Below are 18,332 nucleotides of genomic sequence, written 5' to 3'. Positions count from 1 at the left end.
TAATTGGGCCGCATTGGACGCTTATGGCGTCACTGTTCCAACGCAACGTTGGGCCGCGATGTTCCCTGTTCAGGCGAGAGCGGGCGTGGCGTACCGCACAGGCGTGAGCCTGTCCAGCGAAACCAGCCGGTAGGTGGTGATCGTCTCGGCGCAAGCCGTACCACACGGCGCTGTGAACGCCGATGGCTCAACCACAACCTGGAACCGGACGTCGCCGCAGCGTACGAGCGCTTCGGTGACGTCACCGTCCGACCTGGAGGATTCCACGGCCACCGCGCCGACGGAACACTCTCCCGTATGGGCTCGGGCGAAGTGCTCCACGGCTTGCAATGGCTCAGGGATGCCTGCGCGTCCCCGGTAGCGGTCGAGAATGATCTCGCCCGACCGGTACGCGTTAGCCGCTGCCAGTGCAGCAGCCTGAGACATGCTGCCGTAGAAAATTCCGTGTGGCAAGCACACCAGGTTGGCGGCGTAGCGATCGCCGCCAACGTGTGACGTTTCCCACACTCTGTCCGGCAAAGAATCGGCCAGCGTGCGAGCGAGGGGTAGTCCAATGCGGGCGCAGCACGCATTGCGCTTGGCGTGCGTGCAGACCAGAAATACCGGCTCGTCTTCAAGTATGCAGGACTCCGGGACCACTCCGGCCACGAGCGCGTCCAGGTCAAGATCGTCGGGACCTGCGACGACACCGCTCGCCAGCCAGGGGCGGTCTCCTACCGCGTACGCGAGTAGCACACGGATCCCCTGCTCCTGAGGGCGGGTCCGCTTTCCCGGCCGGCGGATCAGCTGGGGCCTGATACCGCGATCGAGCGCCCGGCGGACCAGTTCGGAGATTTTTTCAGGAAGTTCGAAGCTTTCCAGGTGCGAGGGCCAGGCGCCGGTGTATTCGACGAGCAGCCACAGCCGGGCTCCCACGGTGGCACTGGCCAACGTCGGAATCCCTCCGGTATGGCACCCGGTCGGATGCTCGCAGCCCCTCGCCAACGCCTGTTCTCCCTCCCCATCCGAATTTAGGTAAGACTAACCTAACGGATTGGTGGGGTCAGTCGCGGGGGGTTCGGCGCAACACGTCCCGTGTCGCGGGCAGTGCGCGGTCCCTGTCCTGCTTGACCAGGCCGATCCGGGTCCGCCTGTCCAGCAGGTCGCCCTCGTCGAGCGCGCCCTCGTGCCGGACCGACCAGAGCAGCTCGCCCTCGGTGATGCCGAGCCCGACCTCCTCCGGGTGCGCCTTGACGAGCTTGTACACGGCCTCGGCCTCGCTGCCGTACCGCTCGGCCAGCCGGGGCGGCACCCCGGACGGCCGCGGCCCCGCCCCGACGAGCGGGATCTTTCTGGTACGGCTCCGGCGTGCTGGGAGTTTCGCGGACGAGACCGCCTCATCCACCGCGTCCTCGGCCATCCGCCGATATGTCGTGAGCTTGCCGCCGACGACCGTGACGATCCCGTCATGCGATAGAACGGCGTGTCTGCGCGAGATGTCGGCCGTATGGCCGTCGGCCGCCAGAAGGGGCCTGAGGCCCGCGTACGCGCCCGCGACCGCCTCTCGGGTCACCTGAGTCTCAAGAACCCCGTTCAGCACCTCCAGGAGCGTTCTGACGTCCTCCTCGGGCACTTCAGGAACGTCGGGGACGGGCCCGTCCACCGGTTCGTCGGTGAGGCCGACGTACACGCGGCCGTCGCGCTGGGGGAGTACGAGCGCGAATCGGTTGGTCTCTCCGGGAATGGGCACGTGCATGCCGGCGATGAGCCCGGGCAGCGTCCCCTGGGCCAGCACGAGGTGGGTGCCGCGCGAGGGACGCAGCTTCACCTCGGGATCCAGCCCGCCCGCCCACACCCCGGCCGCGTTGATCACGACTCTGGCGCGGACGTCGAACTCCTCGCCCGTCAGCTCGTCGCGTACCAGCGCGCCCCGGCCCGTGGGCCCGTCCGTGAGCCGCAGCGCGCGGCAGCGGGTCAGCACGCGGGCGCCGTGCGCGGCGGCGGTCCTGGCGATCGCCACGACCAGGCGGGCGTCGTCCAGCAGCCGGCCGTCCCACGACAGCAGCGCGCCGCGCAGGCCGTCGCCGTCGAGCACCGGCGCCAGCGTGCGCGTGCGGGCCGCGCTCAGCCGCGTCGGGCCGGGCAGCAGCCGGCGCGGCGTGCGCGCGGCGGCCCGCAGGGCGTCGCCGAGCCGGTAGCCGCTCATCACGAGCGCCGCCTGCCGCCGCGAGACCGCCTTCGTCAGCGGCAGCAGGTACGGGTGGGCCGCGACCAGGTGCGGAGCCGTCGTGCGGAGCAGGATGCCGCGCTCGACCGCGCTCTCGTAGGCGACGTCCACCTGCCCCTTGGCCAGGTAGCGCAGGCCGCCGTGGATCATCTTGGAGCTCCACCTGGACGTCCCGAAAGCCAGGTCGTGCGCGTCGATCGCCGCTACCCTGAGCCCACGGGACGCGGCGTCCAGCGCGGCGCCGGCGCCGGTCGCGCCGAGCCCGACCACCAGCACGTCGAGCCGTTCCTCCGCGACCCGGCGCAGCTCACGGGATCTTCTGCGGGCGTTCAGCGAGCTCTCGTCCAAGGTGCCTCCGTGCGAGCTATCCAAGATAGGCCTCCAGCAGGGCGGTGAGCTCGCCGTCGAGCTCGTCCATGGTCACCGGGCCGAGCATCGTGGGCGCCGACAGCAGGAACGACTGCGCCACCAGCAGCACCGCCCGCGCCCTGGCCGCATCCCCGACGGCGCGCTCCAGGACCTCGAGTATCGCCTCGTGGCTGGCGCCGCGCCGGTCGAGCAGGTACGGCAGCAGCAGCTCCGGATCCGCTTCCACGATCTTCCGCCACAGCGGGTGGGCGCGCAGCCCTCCGACCCCCTCGACGACCGCGCGCACGGGGTCGGCCAGGTCGAGCTCCTCGACCACCCGCACCCATTCCCTGGTCATCAGGTCCGCGACGAGCGTGCGCACGTCGGGCCAGCGGCGGTAGATCGTCATCCGCGACACCCCCGCCCGGCGCGCCACGTCCGTGAGCGTCGTCCTGCGCACGCCGTAGGCCAGCACGCAGTCCCGGGCCGCGTCCAGCACCCCATCGTTGTGACGAATCGACGTCATATGTCACAGTGTAAAACATGACTGGAGAACCGATGCTGTGGTCCGGCTGGGGCGACCCGGCCCTCGCCCGCGAGCTGCCCCCCGAGGTCCGCGTGCTTCTGCGCGACTTCCTCGGCGTGCGCGCTCCGGACGTCCCCGCCGTCGGCCTCGAGTCCGTACGCCTGCCCCCGGTCGCCCTCCCCGAGCCGCTGCTCGGCTTGCTGGCCGAGGTGGTCGGCTCCGCGTACGTGCTGACCTCGCACGAGGCCCGCGTCCGCCACACCCGCGGCAAGTCCACCCCCGACCTGCTGCGGATGCGCGCGGGGGACGGCTCGGCCGCGCCCGACGCGGTGGTGCTGCCCGGCTCGCACGAGGAGGTGGCCGAGCTGCTGCGGCTCTGCTCCGCCGAACGCGTCGCGGTGATCCCCTTCGGCGGCGGCACCTCCGTGGTGGGCGGCCTCACCGCCTCCGGCTCGGGCTTCACAGGGGTGATCGCTCTCGACCTGGGCCGGCTCGACCGCCTCCTCTCCGTGGACGCGGAGTCCCTCGTGGCCTCCTTCGAGCCCGGCGTACGCGCCCCCGAGGCCGAGCGGCTGCTCGCCGCGCACGGCCTCACGCTGGGCCACTTCCCCCAATCCTTCGAGTACGCCACCCTCGGCGGCTTCGCGGCGGCCCGCTCCAGCGGCCAGGCCTCCGCCGGGTACGGGCGCTTCGACGACATGGTCGTGGGCCTCACGGTGGCCACCCCCACCGGCACCCTGGACCTCGGCCGCGCCCCCAAGTCGGCGGCCGGACCCGACCTGCGCCAGCTCGTACTGGGCTCCGAGGGCGCCTTCGGGGTCATCACGTCCCTGCGGCTGAGGGTCCGGCGGGCTCCTGACGAGCGGCGGTACGAGGGGTGGCGGTTCGGGACGTTCGCGGAGGGGACGGCGGCGGTGCGGGCGCTCGCCCAGGAGGGGCAGCTCCCGACCGTGCTCCGGCTCTCGGACGAGACCGAGACCATGATCGGCCTCGCGAAGCCGGACGCCATCGGATCGGGCGGCTCAGGCTGCCTCCTGATCGCCGGCCACGAGTCGGGGGGAGTTCTTGAAGGGGGATCGGTGGCGGCCCGGCAGGCCGGGGCCGCGGCCGTGCTGACCCGGATGGGGGGCGAGCCGCTGGGCGCCGAGCCGGGGGAGGCGTGGGAGCGCGGGCGCTTCTCCGCGCCGTACCTCCGCGACTCGCTCCTCGCGGCCGGGGCCACCGTCGAGACCCTGGAGACGGCCGGGTTCTGGGCGAACCTGCCGCGGCTCTACGACGCGGTGCGGCTCGCCCTGGCGGGCGCGCTCGGCTCGCCGCTCGTCATGTGCCACATCTCCCACGTGTACGAGACCGGCGCCTCGCTGTACTTCACGGTCGTCGTCGCGCAGGAGGGGGATCCGGTGGCGCAGTGGGAGCGCGCCAAGGAGGCGGTGAACGCGGCCATCGTGGCGACCGGCGGCACCATCAGCCACCATCACGGGGTCGGGCGCGACCATCGGGAGGCTTATGCGGCCGAGGTGGGGCCGGTGGGGGTGAGCATTCTGCAGGCGGTCAAGGACCGGCTCGACCCCGCCGGAATCCTCAACCCCGGCACCCTCATCCCACCTCCAGCCGCATAGGCCGGCGTTGCGAAGACCCCTCGAATTCGCCCGGCCGAGGGGTGGCCCTTTGTCGGTGTCGGCTCGGTGGGTCAGGGTTCGTCTGGGGGGAGGATCTGGTCGGCTTCCGCGATCGCGGCGGCGGCTTCGCTGTAGCGGTGGAGGGACTCCAGGGTGGTGGCCAGGCAGTAGAGTGCCACCGCCAGCGGGGCGCCGCCCGTCGGGCGGGTGAGTGACACCGCCTCCTGGGCCAGGGGTAGCGCCTCGGCTGCCCGGTCCCGTTTGAGCAGGAGTTTCGCCTTGGCGAGCAGGCTGCGGGCCAGCAGGGTCGTGTGGGTGCCGGGAGCGCGGGCGTCGAGGGCGCGGCTGCGCGCGACGGCTTCGCTGACCCTTTTGAGGGCCGCCCCGCCCCAGCGGGATGACCGGGTCTGCGCGTAGGCCAGCAGACCCTCGATGACCTCCACGTCAGAAGTGCCGCTCCGGGTCGTGTCGTCCGGGCCGTTACGGGTCATGGGCACTCCCCTCGACGGTCCCTACCGCTTGCTTGGGGGGTTGAGGGTACACCATTGCGAACCTTCTGTGTTCCTCGCGGTACGGAGAGTTCCGGGTGCGCGAATGGGTGATCGCGGTAAGTATGTGGTCATGGTGGAAGTCGCGGCCGAGCGAGGAAAGCAGCTTTCCTCAAGGGTGTCAGAGGAGGGAGCAGGATGGGCCTGCACACAAACGGGGGCGTTCGCGCAGCTCAGACCCAACGATCACGGGTTTTCCTGGCTGAATTTGGCGACGTTGTGGAGATCGCGTAACGACATCCTGGCGGGGTTGTTCGGGGATCCGTCGGGGGAGGTTCGGGCGCGGTGGGTGGCGGCCCAGGAAGCGCGGGGGATTGATCCGGAATTTCGTATCAAACCCCCTGTCGGGGGAAATTTCAGTTTCCTCCTGCTTGGTGATACAGGGGAGGGAGACGCGTCCCAGTACGCCGTTGTTCCGGGGATGTTGAAAGTGGGGGAAGGAACGTCGTTCGCCGTCATTGCGAGTGATGTCATCTATCCGACGGGATCGGGAAACGAGTACGGGGACAAGTTCTTCCGTCCGTACAAGGACTATGACGCCCCGATCTACGCCATCCCCGGCAACCACGACTGGTACGACGGGCTCGGCGGATTCATGCGGGTCTTCTGCGACGCGCCGGCGCTCAAGCCGAAGCCGGACCGCTGGCTGCGCGGCCTGTTGTGGCGCAAGCCGGAGGCCATCGACGAGGCGCGGCTGGCCCAGGCGCGCGAGCTCAGGGGCAAGCCGTCCCAGCAGGTCACGCAGCCGGGGCCGTACTGGGTGATCGAGAGCGACAGCCTGCTGATCGTCGGCGTCGACACCGGCATCAAGAACGTCATCGACAAGGGACAGACCGCGTGGCTGCGGCGCGTCTCGCGCGATCCGCGGCCGAAGATCCTCGTGACGGGCAAGCCCATCTACACCGGGAACGTCTACAAGCCCTCACCGCTGGAGGAAGGCGGCACGATCGACGACATCGTGCGCGACCCGGCGAACCGTTACGTCGCCGCCATCGGCGGAGACGTCCACAACTACCAGCGCTACCCGGTCAAAGTGGGCGACCGCGTGATCCAGTACATCGTGTCCGGCGGCGGCGGCGCCTTCATGCACGCCACGCACACCATCCAGCGGGTCGACGTCAAGGGCGTCCACGAGGACGACTTCAGGTGCTACCCGCTGCGCGGCGACTCCCTGTCCTTCTACAGCCAGCTGTACGCGAACCGCCTGCGGATGAAGTGGATCTACCTGACGCCCTCCGAGGCCCTGTGCATCATGTCCGGCCAGATCAAGAACCAGCCGGTCAGGAGCCCCGAGGGCCCGGTCACGATCACCCGCAGGATGCGGTGGGCGGCGCGGCTGCTCGGGGCGTGGCCGTGGCCGTTCAGGCTGCCGGTCGACAAGGTGTTCCACCGCTACCTGTCGGAGCTGTCCGACTGGGACACGCCGCCGTTCTTCAAGCAGTTCCTGCACCTGTCGGTCACGCCCGAGGAGCTGACCGTGCGGTGCTTCGCCGCCACCGGATGCCGGGCCCAGGAGGACGATCCGCCGCTGGAGGACGAGGTGCGCATCGCTTTGTCGTAGCTGTTTGGCACCCTTGACCACGTGTATGTCGTGGTCGCCGGAGAGGCGCTGCTGCCCGTGGGCGGCTCGGCGCGGCGTCCCGCCGACCTGGCGGGGGCCGTGCGCGAGCTGGAGGAGGCCGAGCGCCCCCGGTGGGTGTGGGCCGACGCGCGGGAGGTCTATCCCGACCTGCTGAGCGCGGGCGCGCGGGTCTCGCGCTGCCACGACATCGCGCTCACCGAGGGGCTGCTGCTCGCGTACGAGGGCCGCTACGGCGAGAGCCGCTCGGCCCGGGCCGCCCACGCCCGGTTGCACGGGCAGCCGGTGCCGGAGGAGCAGCCGAGCGCGCCCGGCACGCTGTTCGCGCCCGAGCCGCTCGCGGCCGAGGCCGTGGCGGAGGTGCTGGCCGACCAGCTGCGCCGGATCGAGGCGCTGCCCGAGCCGGGCAGGTTCCGGCTGCTGGTGGCGGCCGAGTCGGCGGGCGCGCTCATCGCGGCCGAGATGTCGTACGACGGCATGCCCTGGCGGCGCGATGTGCACGACGAGCTGCTGACCGAGCTGCTCGGGCCGCGACCCGTCCACGGCATGCGCCCGGCCAAGCTGCAGGCGCTGGCCGACGAGGTGACCGCGGCCCTCGGCCAGCAGGTCAACCCCGACTCGGTGCAGCAGCTCGTCAAGGCGTTCAAGGGGGCGGGGGTGGCGCTGAAGACCACCCGGTCGTGGGAGCTCAAGCAGATCGACCACCCCGCCGTGAAGCCGCTGCTGGCCTACAAGGAGCTGGCCCGGCTGTACAGCTTCCACGGATGGGCGTGGGCCGACCAGTGGGTGCGGGGCGGGCGGTTCCGGCCCGAGTACGTGGTCGGCGGCGTGGTGTCCGGGCGGTGGGCCACCAGCGGCGGCGGGGCGCTGCAGATCCCCAAGGTGATGCGGCGCGTGGTGGTGGCCGACGAGGGATGGGCGCTGGTCGTCGCCGACGCCGCCCAGCTGGAGCCGCGGGTGCTGGCGGCGATGGCCGGCGACGTGGGGCTGGCCAGGGCCGCCGGGGAGATCGACCTGTACTCGGCGCTGGCGCAGTCGTTCGGCGGCGAGCGTGACCACGCCAAGATCGCGATGCTGTCCGCCATGTACGGCGGCACCAGCGGTGACGCGCCCAAGCTGCTGGCGGTGATGCGGCAGCGCTTCCCCAAGGCGTACCAGTTCGTGGAGGACGCGGCCAAGGCGGGGGAGGAGGGGCGGCTCGTGCGCTCCTGGCTCGGGCGCACCAGCCCGCCGCCCTCGCCGCGGTGGAAGGAGCTGGTGTCGGGGCCGGAGGGCGCGCGGGCGGCCCGGGACCGGGGGCGGTTCACGCGCAACTTCGTGGTGCAGGCCACGGCGGCCGAGTGGGCGCTGGCGCTGATGGCGGTGCTGCGCGGGCTGCTGCCGGAGCCGGCGCGGCTGGTGTTCTTCCAGCACGACGAGGTGATGGTGCACTGCCCGGCGGAGCAGGCGGAGGAGGTGATCGCGGCGGTGGCGTCGGCCGCGGTCGAGGCCACCCGGCTGCTGTTCGGGGCGACGCCGGTGCGCTTTCCCATGGAGGCGGTGGCGGTGTCGTCCTACGCCGACGCGAAGTGACGACCATCCCGCGGTAACGGTCTCGTACGGCGTCGGAGTCGACCCCGAAGCCGAGTCCGACCCCGAAGCCGAGTGCGACGCCGAAGCCCGGTCGGCGTCGCCGGGTTCAAGGGCGGTCGGCGCGCCAGACGAGGGTCAGCCAGACGCCCGCGAGCGCCGCCATGACGCCCACCACCAGCCCGAGCACGCCGTAGCCGAGCGTCCCCACGATGGCGCCCGCGACGATCGTGCCCGTGGCGCCGCAGACGTTCATCAGCAGGTCCGAGAGCCCCTGGACGGCGGGACGGCGTTCGAGCGGTACGGACTCCGTGACCAGGGCGGAGCCCGCCACCAGGCCGCACGACCAGCCGAGGCCGAGCAGCACCAGCGCGGCCGTCACCTGCCAGACCCCGTGCCCGGCCGTGCCGGCGAGCGTGGCGGCGCTCAGCAGCAGGGCCATGCCGAGCACGAGCACCGGCACCTTGCCCGCCTTGTCGGCCAGCCAGCCCACCACCGGCGACAGCACGTACATGCCCGCGATGTGCAGGCTGATCACGAGGCCGATGACGTCCAGGTTCGAGCCGTCGTGGTGGAGTTTGACCGGGGTCATGGACATGACGGACACCATCGCCGTGTGGCTCACCGCGATCATGACGAGGGCGCGGCGGGCCATCGGCGTGGTGCGCAGGGTCTGCCAGGCGGTGCGGATCGTCCCCTTGGGGCCGCGGGCGGTGGCCGGGCCGTCGTTCAGGGAGCGGGCCAGCGTGAGCGGGTCGGGGCGCAGCAGGCAGAAGATGAGGGCCATCGCCACCGCGAAGGCCAGCGCCGCGAACACGAACGGCCCAGCCTTCTCCACCAGCCCCAGCCGCATGCCGATCTGGTCGGCGGGCTTGGCCAGGTTCGGGCCGGCCACGGAGCCGATCGTGGAGGCCCAGACCACCAGTGACAGGTGCCTGGCCGAGCGGCCCTTGGGCGACAGGTCCGTGGCCGAGTAACGCGCGGCCAGGCTGCCCGCGCTGCCGCCGCCCACGAGCACCAGGCCCGCCAGCAGCAGCGGCCACGTCCGCAGGCTGATCGCGAGCGCCGAGATCAGGCACCCCGCCAGCGCCGCCGCGTACGCCAGCGACAGGCCCGCCCGGCGGCCGCCCTTGCCCGACGCCTTGGCCGTGGGCAGGGCCAGCAGCGCCGCGCCGAGCACGGTCGCCGTGCCCGCGAAGCCGCTGATCACCGTGGAGCCCGAGAGCTCGTCCACGACCACCGAGCTCAGCGCGAGCCCGACGGCGACCCCCACCCCGCTCACGATCTGCGTCGCGGACAGGACGGCCAAGGTGCGGCGCTGGACGCCGCGAATCCGGTCAGAGGGCGAGACAGTGGGCGTCGTGGGGGCACTGGACACTCGTGAAGTCTCCCATAGCCCCTGACATCACCCCAAAGGGCGATATTTCAGAGAATGGTGACTGAATCTCCCTGGGCGATGCGTCCGGGCACGTCCGGGATCAAATTGATGCCGAACCACACCTTGCCGTCCCACCTGCGATGCCGCGAAAGCGTCCTGATGGGCTCCTTGCCCTTGGTGTACGTGGACGTGTCGATCGTGGTCAGCACGCACCGGTCGCACCGCTTGCTCACCCGGAAGTCGACCGCGCCGATGCGGACCCGCTTCCACTCGTCCTCGGCGAACGGCGTGTCCACGCCGTCGATCACCACGTTCGGCCGGAACCGGTGCATGGGCAGCGGCTGCGGCGCCTCCTCGCCGCGCTCCAGCGCGGTCTCCACGATCCAGTCATTGAGCAGGGCGAGCGAGGCGCTGGACGTGAGCAGCAGCGGATAGCCGTCGGCCAGGCTCACCCGGTCGTCCGGCCGCCCGTACTCCGGATTGACCGGCCGGCGGGTCGGGTCGTCGAGCCACTTGAGCCGGAGGGGCCGGCCCACCAGCCCGGACAGCCAGTCCGCCGCGTCGTCGCCGCAGTCGGTGAGCTCCACGGGGGTGCGCCCCACGGCGACCGTGGACATGGCGGCGGTCGGCGTGACCCGCAGCGGGGCGGCGTGCGGGCCGGTCAGCGTGAGCGAGCCACCGTCCACCTGGGCCACGCAGGCCAGCAGGCGGGGCTCCTGACGGGCCGTCAGGAGCTCGCCGCGCTCGTCGGTGATCAGGTAACGACGGTCGTCGGCGAGCCCCCACGGCTGCACCTCGGCCTCGTGAACCTGGTGCCCCGCGGTGGACTTGACGGGGTAGATATGGATGCTCGCCAGCTTCATAGGGCAGAAAGTACCTCACTCTCCGGTGCCGGCGACCGGTGCAGGGCGCCCGCCAGGGCCACGGTGGCCAGGGCGAGCACGCCGATCGCCGCCCCGATCCAGGCGACGGACGGGTAGCCGAGGCCCGCGCCGATGGCCAGCCCGCCGAGCCAGGGGCCGACGGTGATGCCGACGTTGAAGGAGGAGACGTTCACCGCGGCCGCCAGGGTGGGGGCGTCCTTGGCCAGGGAGAAGACGCGGGTGTTCAGGGCGGGGTTCATGCCGAAGCCGAACGCGCCGAGCAGCAGGATCAGCGTGATGGCCGCCACGGGGACGGAGGCGGTCAGGGCCAGCGCCGCCGAGCAGACGATCAGGCCGGCGGCGCCGATGTACAGGGACGGGAACGGCCGCGCGTCGGCGGTCCGGCCGCCGATGGTGATCCCGATCAGCGAGCCGACGCCGTAGAGCGCCAGGACCGCGGGCACCCAGGCGGGCGCCAGGCCCGTGGTGTCGACCAGCAGCACGCTCAGGTAGCTGAAGGAGGCCAGCAGGGCTCCCGTGGCCAGCGCGGTCGTGCCGTACGCGAGCCAGAGCCTGGGGTTGACCATGGAGCGCAGCTCGACGGAGACGCGCGGGGTCGCGCCCGCCTCCGGGCGGCCGCCCGGGATGGTGGCGAGCACGCCCGCCCCGGCCAGCACCGACAGCGCCGCGACCGCCCAGAACGCGGCCCGCCAGCCGAGGTGCTGGCCGATGACCGTGCCCAGGGACAGCCCGATGATGGTGGCGACCGTCAGGCCGCCGGCCAGCACGCTCATCGCCTTGCCGCGGGCGTTCGCGGGCACCAGGCCGACCGCCGTGCTCGCCGCCACGGCCCAGAAGCCCGCGTACACGAACGCGCCCACGACGCGGGTGGCGAACACCACGGTGTAGCTCGACGTCAGCGCCCCCGCGACGTGCGACAGGGCGAAGACCGCGATGAACGTCAGCAGCGCCGTACGCCGTGGCCAGCGCAGGGTGAGGACGGCCAGCACCGGCGCGCCCACCAGCATCCCCATGGCGAACGCCGAGATCAGCAGCCCCGCCTCGGGCACGGACACGCGCAGGTCGGCGGCCATCTCCGGGATCAGCCCGGCCAGCATGAGCTCCGAAGTGCCCTGGGCGAAGATCGAAAGCCCCAATATGTAGATGGCCAAGGGCATGGTGGTTCTCCTTTTGGATTGATCGGTTCAAAACGAGGGCGTAAAAAAGATCAGAAGACGCCCAGGGCGGTTTCCGCGATGGACTCGAGCCCGTCCCGGTCCGTCCCGCCCCGCGCGGCCACGCGCAGGCCGCTGACGGTGGCGAAGACGAAGTGCGCCAGCGCGAGCGGGTCCCTGTCCGGGGCGATCTCGCCCCGCGAGCGGCCGGTCTCGATGGCGGCCCGCACCATCTGCCGGCGCCTGTCGTTGTCGCGCCGCAGCAGCTCGGCGATCTCGGGGTCGTGCGGGGCCAGCTCGGTCATCGAGTTGACCACCAGGCAGCCGGGCGGCTCGCCGGGCTCGGGGTCGACGGCCCACCACAGGACGGTCCTGATCTTCTCCTTGAGCGGCAGGTCGGCGTCCAGCGTCTCGGCGAGCGTGGCGTTGCGCTGGTCCATGTAGCGGTTCAGGGCCTTCACGAACAGGTCGTGCTTGCTGGCGAAGGTGTTGTAGATGCTGCTGCGCCCGAGCCCGGTGGCCGCGCACAGGTCCGCCGTCGAGGTGGCCTCGAAGCCCGCGGACCAGAACGCGCGCATCGCGGCCTCGATGGCGCGTTCCTCCTCGAACTTCCTCGGCCTCCCCATATCCCGCACATTACCCATTTTGGAATGGATGGTGCAATACGTCAGCCATCCCGCCGGAACGTGTCCAGGAACACCTTGCGGGTCTCCGCCTGGTCGTCCCACTTGAGCTCCGGCAGGTCGAACGTGATCTTGTACGCGGTGATGTCGTCGATCGTGACGTACCGGGTGAGGGCGTGCATGGGGACGCCGCTGGCCGTCGTGTAGGTGTACTCCCAGTCGGCTGCCTGCCAGCCGCGGTAGTCGACGCCCTGGAGCTGCACCTGGATGTAGCCCTCCACGCCGCCCTTGGCCTCCTGCCGGCCCAGCTCGGACAGCCCGCCGTCGGTCTGCGGGCTCACCTTCTGCACCATGATCCGCATGCCGGAGTCCTTCGGCCCGCTGAACGTGGTCACCCCGCCCGACGTCCCCGGCTTCCAGCCGGCGGGCACGGCGGCGGCGAACCCGGCCGTGCCGTGCTCGGTGTAGCCCGACGGTATCGGCGAGGGCTCGGTGTTGCCGGGCTTGGCGGGCGAGGACGTCGCGGTCTGCGGCGTGGCCGTCTGCTGGGGCGGCGACCCGCCCGGCATGAGGAGCATGACGGCGCCCACGACGACGGCCACGGCCACGATCGCGCTGATGATCGTGAGCGGCGTCGGCCGCCCGCGGCGCACCCATATCCCGTCGTCGTCCTCGGGCCTGCGCCGGCTCTTGCCGGTGCGCGGCGCCGCGCTGGGCAGCGTGGCCAGGCGGTTGTGGCCGAGGTCGCGGGACAGGTCGCGCGACTGCTCACGCAGGTCCTCGGCCGAGGCCAGCGGCCACGGCGTGGCGGTGGACGACGTACGGCTGTCCGTGGTCAGAGGCAGGATCGGCGCCGGCTGCGGGCCGGAGTCGTCGCCCCTGGGGACCCGGTGCGGGCCCGAGGGCATGCCGAAGGCGGACTGGGCTCCCGAGGGGCCGCCGAACTCGGGCGGCGGCGGCACCAGCTGGTCGGTCCGGTGGCTGCCGGAGGGGCTCGTCAGGCCGTCGTACGGCATCGCGTGACCGCCGGACGGGCTGGTCAGCGGGTCGTACGGCACGCGTATCGGACCCGAGGGCGTCTCCACGATCCGCGACGGCATGTTCGCCAACTGGGGCCCCGACGGGGACTCCAGCAGCCCGGAGGCCGGCGTGTCCCCCGGGGCGGGACCGGCGGGGGGCAGCGTCTCGGCCGGGCGCGGCCGGACGGAGCCGTGCGCGCGCAGCACCGCCTCCAGCATCTCGATGACCTGGTCGGAGGTCAGGCGCTGGGCCGGGTCCTTGCGCAGCAGGCCCTCGATCACCGGCATCAGCGAGCCGGCCCGCTGGGGCGCGATCGGTTCCTGCGTGAGCACCGCGCCGAGCACCGCCACCGGGTCGGGCCCCTCGTACGGCGGCCGCCCCTCCAGGGCGGCGTACAGCGTCGCGCCGAACGACCACAGGTCGGCGGCCTGCGTGATCGGCTGCCCGGACAGGCGCTCCGGCGGGATGTACGCGGGCGACCCCATGAGCAGGCCGGTCTGCGTGATCGTCACGTCGCCCTCGATGGCCGCGATGCCGAAGTCGGTCAGCACCACCCGGTCCTGGGTCAGCAGCACGTTGCCGGGCTTGATGTCGCGGTGCAGGATCCCCGCGGAGTGCGCGTGCCTGAGCGCGTCGAGCACCCGGATGCCGATCTCGGCCGCCTGCAGCACCGGCAGCGGCCCGCTCTGGCGTACGGCCTGCTCCAGGGACCACGCGCGGACCAGCTCCATCACGATCCACGGGCGGCCGTCCTCCTCGACCACGTCGTGAACGGTGACGATGCCGGGATGCGTCAGCCGCGCGGCCGACCTGGCCTCGCGCAGGACGCGCCGGTGGGCCCCCTGCATGCCCGCGTGGTCGAGCCCGTACGGGAGGATCAGCTCCTTGACCGCCACGTCCCGGTCGAGCAGGACGTCGTGGGCGTGCCACACCATGCCCATGCCGCCCCTGCCGACAGGTGACATGAGCCGGTAACGCCGGCCGATCAGGCGGCCCTGGCTCTGCGGGGCGCCGCTCGGGGCGCCTCCCTCCGCGCCGGGGCCGCTGACCAAGCGGTCGGCTGCCATGATCCGCCCCCATCCCGCGCTGCGAGCAATTTAAAGTGGTTCGTTACGATATCGGCGGGGCATGCGCAAGGGAAGCTGGAGCGTCCTTACGGGAGCTTTGACCTGCGGAAATGTCGCCATTCAGATGGCTTGTTCCGCCAATGCGATCAATGCAGTAGTGAATGCCTCTACAGGTGGTTTGACCAGGCCTGCTCCTACTTGACCGGTTCCTGCGACGCGGCCCGCGATGCCGGTGTTGACCACGGGCAGCAGACCCGTTCTCGCGACGAGAGCTACATCGATGCCGACCGGCGTGCCGCGGAAGCCGAGCCCCGGAATCTGGTACGCCGGGTGCTCGGCGAGCGTGATCTCGTACATGGAGCGGGTGGCCCGGATCGCGTCGGACACCTCGCCGCCCACGAACCGCACGATGGCCGGCGCCGCCGCCATCGCGAACCCGCCCAGCCCCGAGGTCTCCGTGATCGTGGAGTCGCCGATGTCCGGGTTCGCGTCGTCCGGCCCGTACGAGCCGAGATAGAGCCCGTCGGGCACGCCGGCCGGCCCCGTGAACCACCGCCCGCCCAGCCCCGAGAGCTGGACGCCGAAGTCGGTGCCGTTCCTGGCCATGGCGACGACCATGGACGAGCCGGGCACGTCGCGGGCGGCGTCGGTGCTGACCTTGGCGGCGGCCATGGCGGCGTTCAGGAAGAAGTGGTCGTTGCCGTTGATGAAGCGCAGCACCTCCGCGGCGGCGCCCGGCGCGGCCTCGACCACGGCCGGGGCCAGCTCGCGCAGCAGGAGCGAGGTGGCGGCGCGGTTGCGGTTGTGCAGCTCGTCGCCCATCTGCAGGGCCTGCGCCGTCAGCGAGCGCAGGTCGATCGGCCCCGTGCGCTCCAGCGTCGCCGCCAGGGCGGGGCCGAGCACCGCGTCCATCCAGCGCAGCCGCTCCAGCACCTCGGGCCCGTAGGCGCCGTACCGGAGCACCTTGCCCAGGCCCTCGTTCAGCGAGCAGTACGCGGTGCCGCCGTGCTCGTCGTCGCGCACCTCGAACAGCCACATGGACGGGCTCACCACGCCCGCCATCGGACCCACGGCGGCGTGCTCGTGGCACGGCCGCAGCGCGATCTCGCCCGCCGCCAGCCTGCGCCCGGCCTCGTGCTCGTCGCCCGCCAGGCCCTCCAGCAGCATCGCGCCGATCAGCGCGCCGCGCATCGGGCCCGAGGCGCGCTCCCACGTGATGGGCGGGCCCGCGTGCAGGAACGTGCCCGCCGCCAGCACCTCCGATGCCCGGCGCACCCCCACCAGGTGCGGGCGGGCGGAGGTCAGCCTGCTCACGGCCAACTCGTTCGCGGCCTGCCGGCGCGGGTCGGCGAGCACCGCGGCCAGGGCCTCGGCGGTGCCGGGCAGCGGCGGGCGCCACGACACCGGCGTCGTCTCGACGGCCTGCGCCCTGAGCGCCTCGTCGAGCAGCCCCGCGCCCACCGTGACGACGCGGGACGGGGCGGACAGCGGGCTCATACAAGGCTCCTGGCGTGCCGGGCGGCCTGGGCGTTGGAGGTGAAGACGGCCGCGCCCGCCTCGCGGAAGGCGGCGGCCTGGCGGTGCAGGTCCTGGGGGTCGCCTTCGGTGCCGATGAGCGCGATCACGACGGTGGCGGGGGTGCGGGCGACGGCGTGCGCGAGCGAGGCGGCCGGGTCGGGGTCGGCGCCGTGGCCGAGTACGACGTCCATGAGCACCAGGTCCGTCTCCTGGGCGCGGGCCAGCGCCTCGACGCGCAGGGTCGGGTCGATCATGGGATGCGCCCGGCCCCTGGTGTAGGCGTCGTCCCCGTAGTCGACGAACTCGCCCTTGCCGGCCACCAGCGCGGCCTCGGTGCTGAGCGTCCCGCCGGAATAGACGCCTTTGATGGCCTTGGCCCGGCTCTGCTTGCCCGACCACGCGGGCCAGGAGGGCCACTCGGGCACCGGCCGGCCGAGCGCGCGCAGGGCCCGCTCGGCCGCCTCCGTCAGGTCGGACTCGGGGAGCAGCGCGGGCACCACCGGCGTGCTCAGGCCGCCCACGGCCTCCCGTACGGTCCGCGCCACCTCGGGGGACGGCGGCTTGGAGATCAGCACGATCAGCTCGGTGGCCGGATCCTCGTCCAGCAGGCGCAGGGCGCGCAGCGTGGACAGGCCGCCCACCTCGGCCGACAGGTCCCTGCCGCCCACGCCGAGCACGTGGCTGACGCCGGTGCCGGCCCAGTCGAGCAGGGACGTCACCTGCTGGGCCCCGGTGCCGGACGCGGCCACCACGCCGACGGGGCCGGGGGTGAGGACGTTCGCGAAGCCCAGCCCGACGCCGCCGAGCACGGCGGTCCCGCAGTCGGGGCCCATCACGAGGACGTCCGCGGCCTCCGCGAGCTCCTTGAGCCGCCGTTCCTGGGCCACGGGGACGCCGTCGCTGAAGATCATGACGGGGAGCCCGGCCTGGACGGCGTCCAGCGCCTCGGCGAAGGCGTGCTCGCCCGGGGTGGAGACCAGCACCAGGTCGGCCGGGGTGCCGATGGCCGAGCGGGTGGTCAGCGGGGGCTGGTCGGCCGTGCTCTCTTCCGGGCGGCGGAAGCTCGCGAGCTGCCGGTCGGCCTCCTCGACGGCCGCGCCGGGGTCGCGGGCGCGTACGGCGATCACGAGGTCGCCGGGGGCGGCCGGCGGGACGGTGAAGCCCAGGTCGCGGAGGATGGCGAGGTTCAGGTCGGTGGCCATGGCGACCATGGCGGCCTCCACACCCGACATTTCGGTCAGCGCCCGACTTATGCGCATCAGGGAGATGGAGTCGGCGTACGCGCCCTTCCGTACCAGCACCGTGTCGGCGCTCATCGGGGCCCGCTCAGCGCGAGGACGGCGGTCACGCCGATGGCGACGCCCTGGGCCAGGTCGGAGCCCGAGGTGTGGCCGAGGCCGTGGAGGCGGCGCAGGGCCGGTTCGAGGGCCTGCCCGCCCGTGAGGCCGCGCAGCACCGCGCTCACCTCGGGGCTGCTCTCGCCCCTGGCCGCGCAGTGCAGGAGCGTGGCCGAAAGGGGTGTCGTACGCGTCCTCGCGTCGAACGTCACGGTCGCCGCCAGCCAGTCGGCCAGCCAGACCGCCCGGTCCGCCCCGGCCGCCGCGCCCAGGTGCCGCAGCGTCACCAGCAGGCCCGCCAGGACGTCGTCGCCGCTCGGCGTCAGGCCCGGCCCCAGGCCCATGAGCTGCTCGGCCGCCGTCACGGCCCCCAGCAGCCGGCCCTTCGCGCAGCTGCCGGCCAGCAGCTCGACGGCGCCGTTCCCGGCCAGCCCCGGTCGCGGCGGATCGCCGAGGCGGGCGGCGGCCTGTTCGAGCCGGGCCCGATCGATCCGGCCCAGCGGCGGGGCGGGGTCCCACCAGCGGCGCACGCCCAGGCTCAGCGGGCCCAGCTCGATGCTGCGGTCGCCCACCGAGGCTTCGTCACCCACGGTGACGCCCGGCAGCGGGCCGGCCAGCAGCACGGAGTTGGGCAGCCGGGTGGCCGCGCCCGTGATGACGGCGATCACCGAAGGCTCCAGGTCGGTCCTGACCTCGAGATAGACCCCCGCCGGGAACGCGGCGAGCACCCGGGCGGGCCGGCGCGGCGACTCCAGGACGGGGCGTACCGCCGTGCTGGCGGCGCCCGTGACATGGACGCGGGTACGCCGCGCATGAGTGCTTACGGTCACCGAACCTCCCAACCGACCTTGGACCTGACCGTAAAACGGCCGGGGAACCCTCCGTACGGGTAAATTTGCCAACAGTCAGCGGGAAGGTTGGCTCTTCCTGACAGACGGTTTCTGGGGTCACAATCT

The 18,332-nt window shown here is 72.4% G+C and carries 15 protein-coding genes; 3 read left to right on the top strand and 12 right to left on the bottom strand.

The window, feature by feature from the left end; genetic code table 11:
* Positions 1-69 precede the first annotated feature (69 nt).
* The 3 genes from HD596_RS57385 to HD596_RS57375 all read right to left on the bottom strand — a co-directional run bounded on the left by HD596_RS57385 (position 70) and on the right by HD596_RS57375 (position 3,080).
* Positions 70-930 (bottom strand): sucrase ferredoxin, encoded by an 861-nt coding sequence (locus HD596_RS57385; RefSeq protein ID WP_246555507.1) that lies wholly within the window; start codon positions 928-930, stop codon positions 70-72.
* 112 nt (positions 931-1,042) lie between these two features.
* The gene (locus HD596_RS57380) at positions 1,043-2,554 is read right to left on the bottom strand and encodes a glycerol-3-phosphate dehydrogenase/oxidase (protein ID WP_185077742.1); all 1,512 of its coding nucleotides are present in this window, start codon (positions 2,552-2,554) and stop codon (positions 1,043-1,045) included.
* A 16-nt stretch (positions 2,555-2,570) separates the two neighbouring features.
* Entirely contained in the window at positions 2,571-3,080 is a 510-nt protein-coding gene (locus tag HD596_RS57375; protein ID WP_185077741.1) for a TetR/AcrR family transcriptional regulator, read from the bottom strand.
* A gap of 17 nt (positions 3,081-3,097) precedes the next feature.
* Between HD596_RS57375 and HD596_RS57370 the strand changes: the two genes are divergently transcribed.
* Positions 3,098-4,699, top strand: coding sequence for an FAD-binding oxidoreductase (locus HD596_RS57370; RefSeq protein WP_246555506.1), 1,602 nt, complete (start codon positions 3,098-3,100; stop codon positions 4,697-4,699).
* A gap of 71 nt (positions 4,700-4,770) precedes the next feature.
* Here the strand turns inward: HD596_RS57370 and HD596_RS57365 are convergent, their stop codons facing one another.
* Positions 4,771-5,190, bottom strand: coding sequence for a hypothetical protein (locus tag HD596_RS57365; RefSeq protein ID WP_185077740.1), 420 nt, complete (start codon positions 5,188-5,190; stop codon positions 4,771-4,773).
* Positions 5,191-5,365: 175 nt separating this feature from the next.
* On the opposite strand from HD596_RS57365, the gene HD596_RS57360 reads away from it, so the two are divergent.
* Together HD596_RS57360 and HD596_RS57355 are read left to right on the top strand one after the other, a co-directional pair.
* Positions 5,366-6,808: a metallophosphoesterase family protein gene (locus HD596_RS57360; protein WP_376776131.1), complete on the top strand. Its 1,443-nt coding sequence runs from the start codon at positions 5,366-5,368 to the stop codon at positions 6,806-6,808.
* Between the two features lie 21 nt (positions 6,809-6,829).
* The gene (locus HD596_RS57355) at positions 6,830-8,398 is read left to right on the top strand and encodes a bifunctional 3'-5' exonuclease/DNA polymerase (protein ID WP_185077738.1); all 1,569 of its coding nucleotides are present in this window, start codon (positions 6,830-6,832) and stop codon (positions 8,396-8,398) included.
* A gap of 106 nt (positions 8,399-8,504) precedes the next feature.
* On the opposite strand, the gene HD596_RS57350 is transcribed toward HD596_RS57355, so the two are convergent.
* The 8 genes from HD596_RS57350 to HD596_RS65435 all read right to left on the bottom strand — a co-directional run bounded on the left by HD596_RS57350 (position 8,505) and on the right by HD596_RS65435 (position 18,206).
* A complete protein-coding gene (locus HD596_RS57350; protein WP_313047424.1) occupies positions 8,505-9,773 on the bottom strand; it encodes an MFS transporter in 1,269 nt (422 codons plus the stop codon).
* A 47-nt stretch (positions 9,774-9,820) separates the two neighbouring features.
* Complete coding sequence (locus tag HD596_RS57345) at positions 9,821-10,636, bottom strand: MOSC domain-containing protein (protein WP_185077737.1); 816 nt, start codon at positions 10,634-10,636, stop codon at positions 9,821-9,823.
* The gene (locus tag HD596_RS57340) at positions 10,633-11,814 is read right to left on the bottom strand and encodes a Cmx/CmrA family chloramphenicol efflux MFS transporter (protein WP_185077736.1); all 1,182 of its coding nucleotides are present in this window, start codon (positions 11,812-11,814) and stop codon (positions 10,633-10,635) included. The genes HD596_RS57345 and HD596_RS57340 overlap by 4 nt, the downstream gene beginning before the upstream one ends.
* 50 nt (positions 11,815-11,864) lie before the next feature.
* Positions 11,865-12,437, bottom strand: a complete 573-nt coding sequence (locus HD596_RS57335; RefSeq protein WP_185077735.1) for a TetR/AcrR family transcriptional regulator — start codon at positions 12,435-12,437, stop codon at positions 11,865-11,867.
* Positions 12,438-12,478: 41 nt separating this feature from the next.
* Positions 12,479-14,521 (bottom strand): serine/threonine-protein kinase, encoded by a 2,043-nt coding sequence (locus HD596_RS57330; RefSeq protein WP_185077734.1) that lies wholly within the window; start codon positions 14,519-14,521, stop codon positions 12,479-12,481.
* Between the two features lie 120 nt (positions 14,522-14,641).
* A complete protein-coding gene (locus HD596_RS57325) occupies positions 14,642-16,018 on the bottom strand; it encodes a YlbE family protein (RefSeq protein WP_185077733.1) in 1,377 nt (458 codons plus the stop codon).
* The gene (locus HD596_RS57320) at positions 16,015-17,355 is read right to left on the bottom strand and encodes an AllF/FdrA family protein (protein WP_185077732.1); all 1,341 of its coding nucleotides are present in this window, start codon (positions 17,353-17,355) and stop codon (positions 16,015-16,017) included. Before HD596_RS57320 ends, HD596_RS57325 begins: the two co-directional genes overlap by 4 nt.
* Positions 17,352-18,206 carry an oxamate carbamoyltransferase subunit AllH family protein gene (locus tag HD596_RS65435; RefSeq protein ID WP_313047419.1) on the bottom strand — a complete coding sequence of 285 codons (855 nt, stop codon included), beginning with the start codon at positions 18,204-18,206 and terminating at the stop codon, positions 17,352-17,354. The genes HD596_RS57320 and HD596_RS65435 overlap by 4 nt, the downstream gene beginning before the upstream one ends.
* Between the last annotated feature and the right edge of the window lie 126 nt (positions 18,207-18,332).

The organism is Nonomuraea jabiensis (genome assembly GCF_014204795.1).
Lineage (GTDB): Bacteria > Actinomycetota > Actinomycetes > Streptosporangiales > Streptosporangiaceae > Nonomuraea > Nonomuraea jabiensis.
Note: the sequence above shows the minus strand (reverse complement) of the source record. Positions and strands in the feature narration are given on the sequence as shown.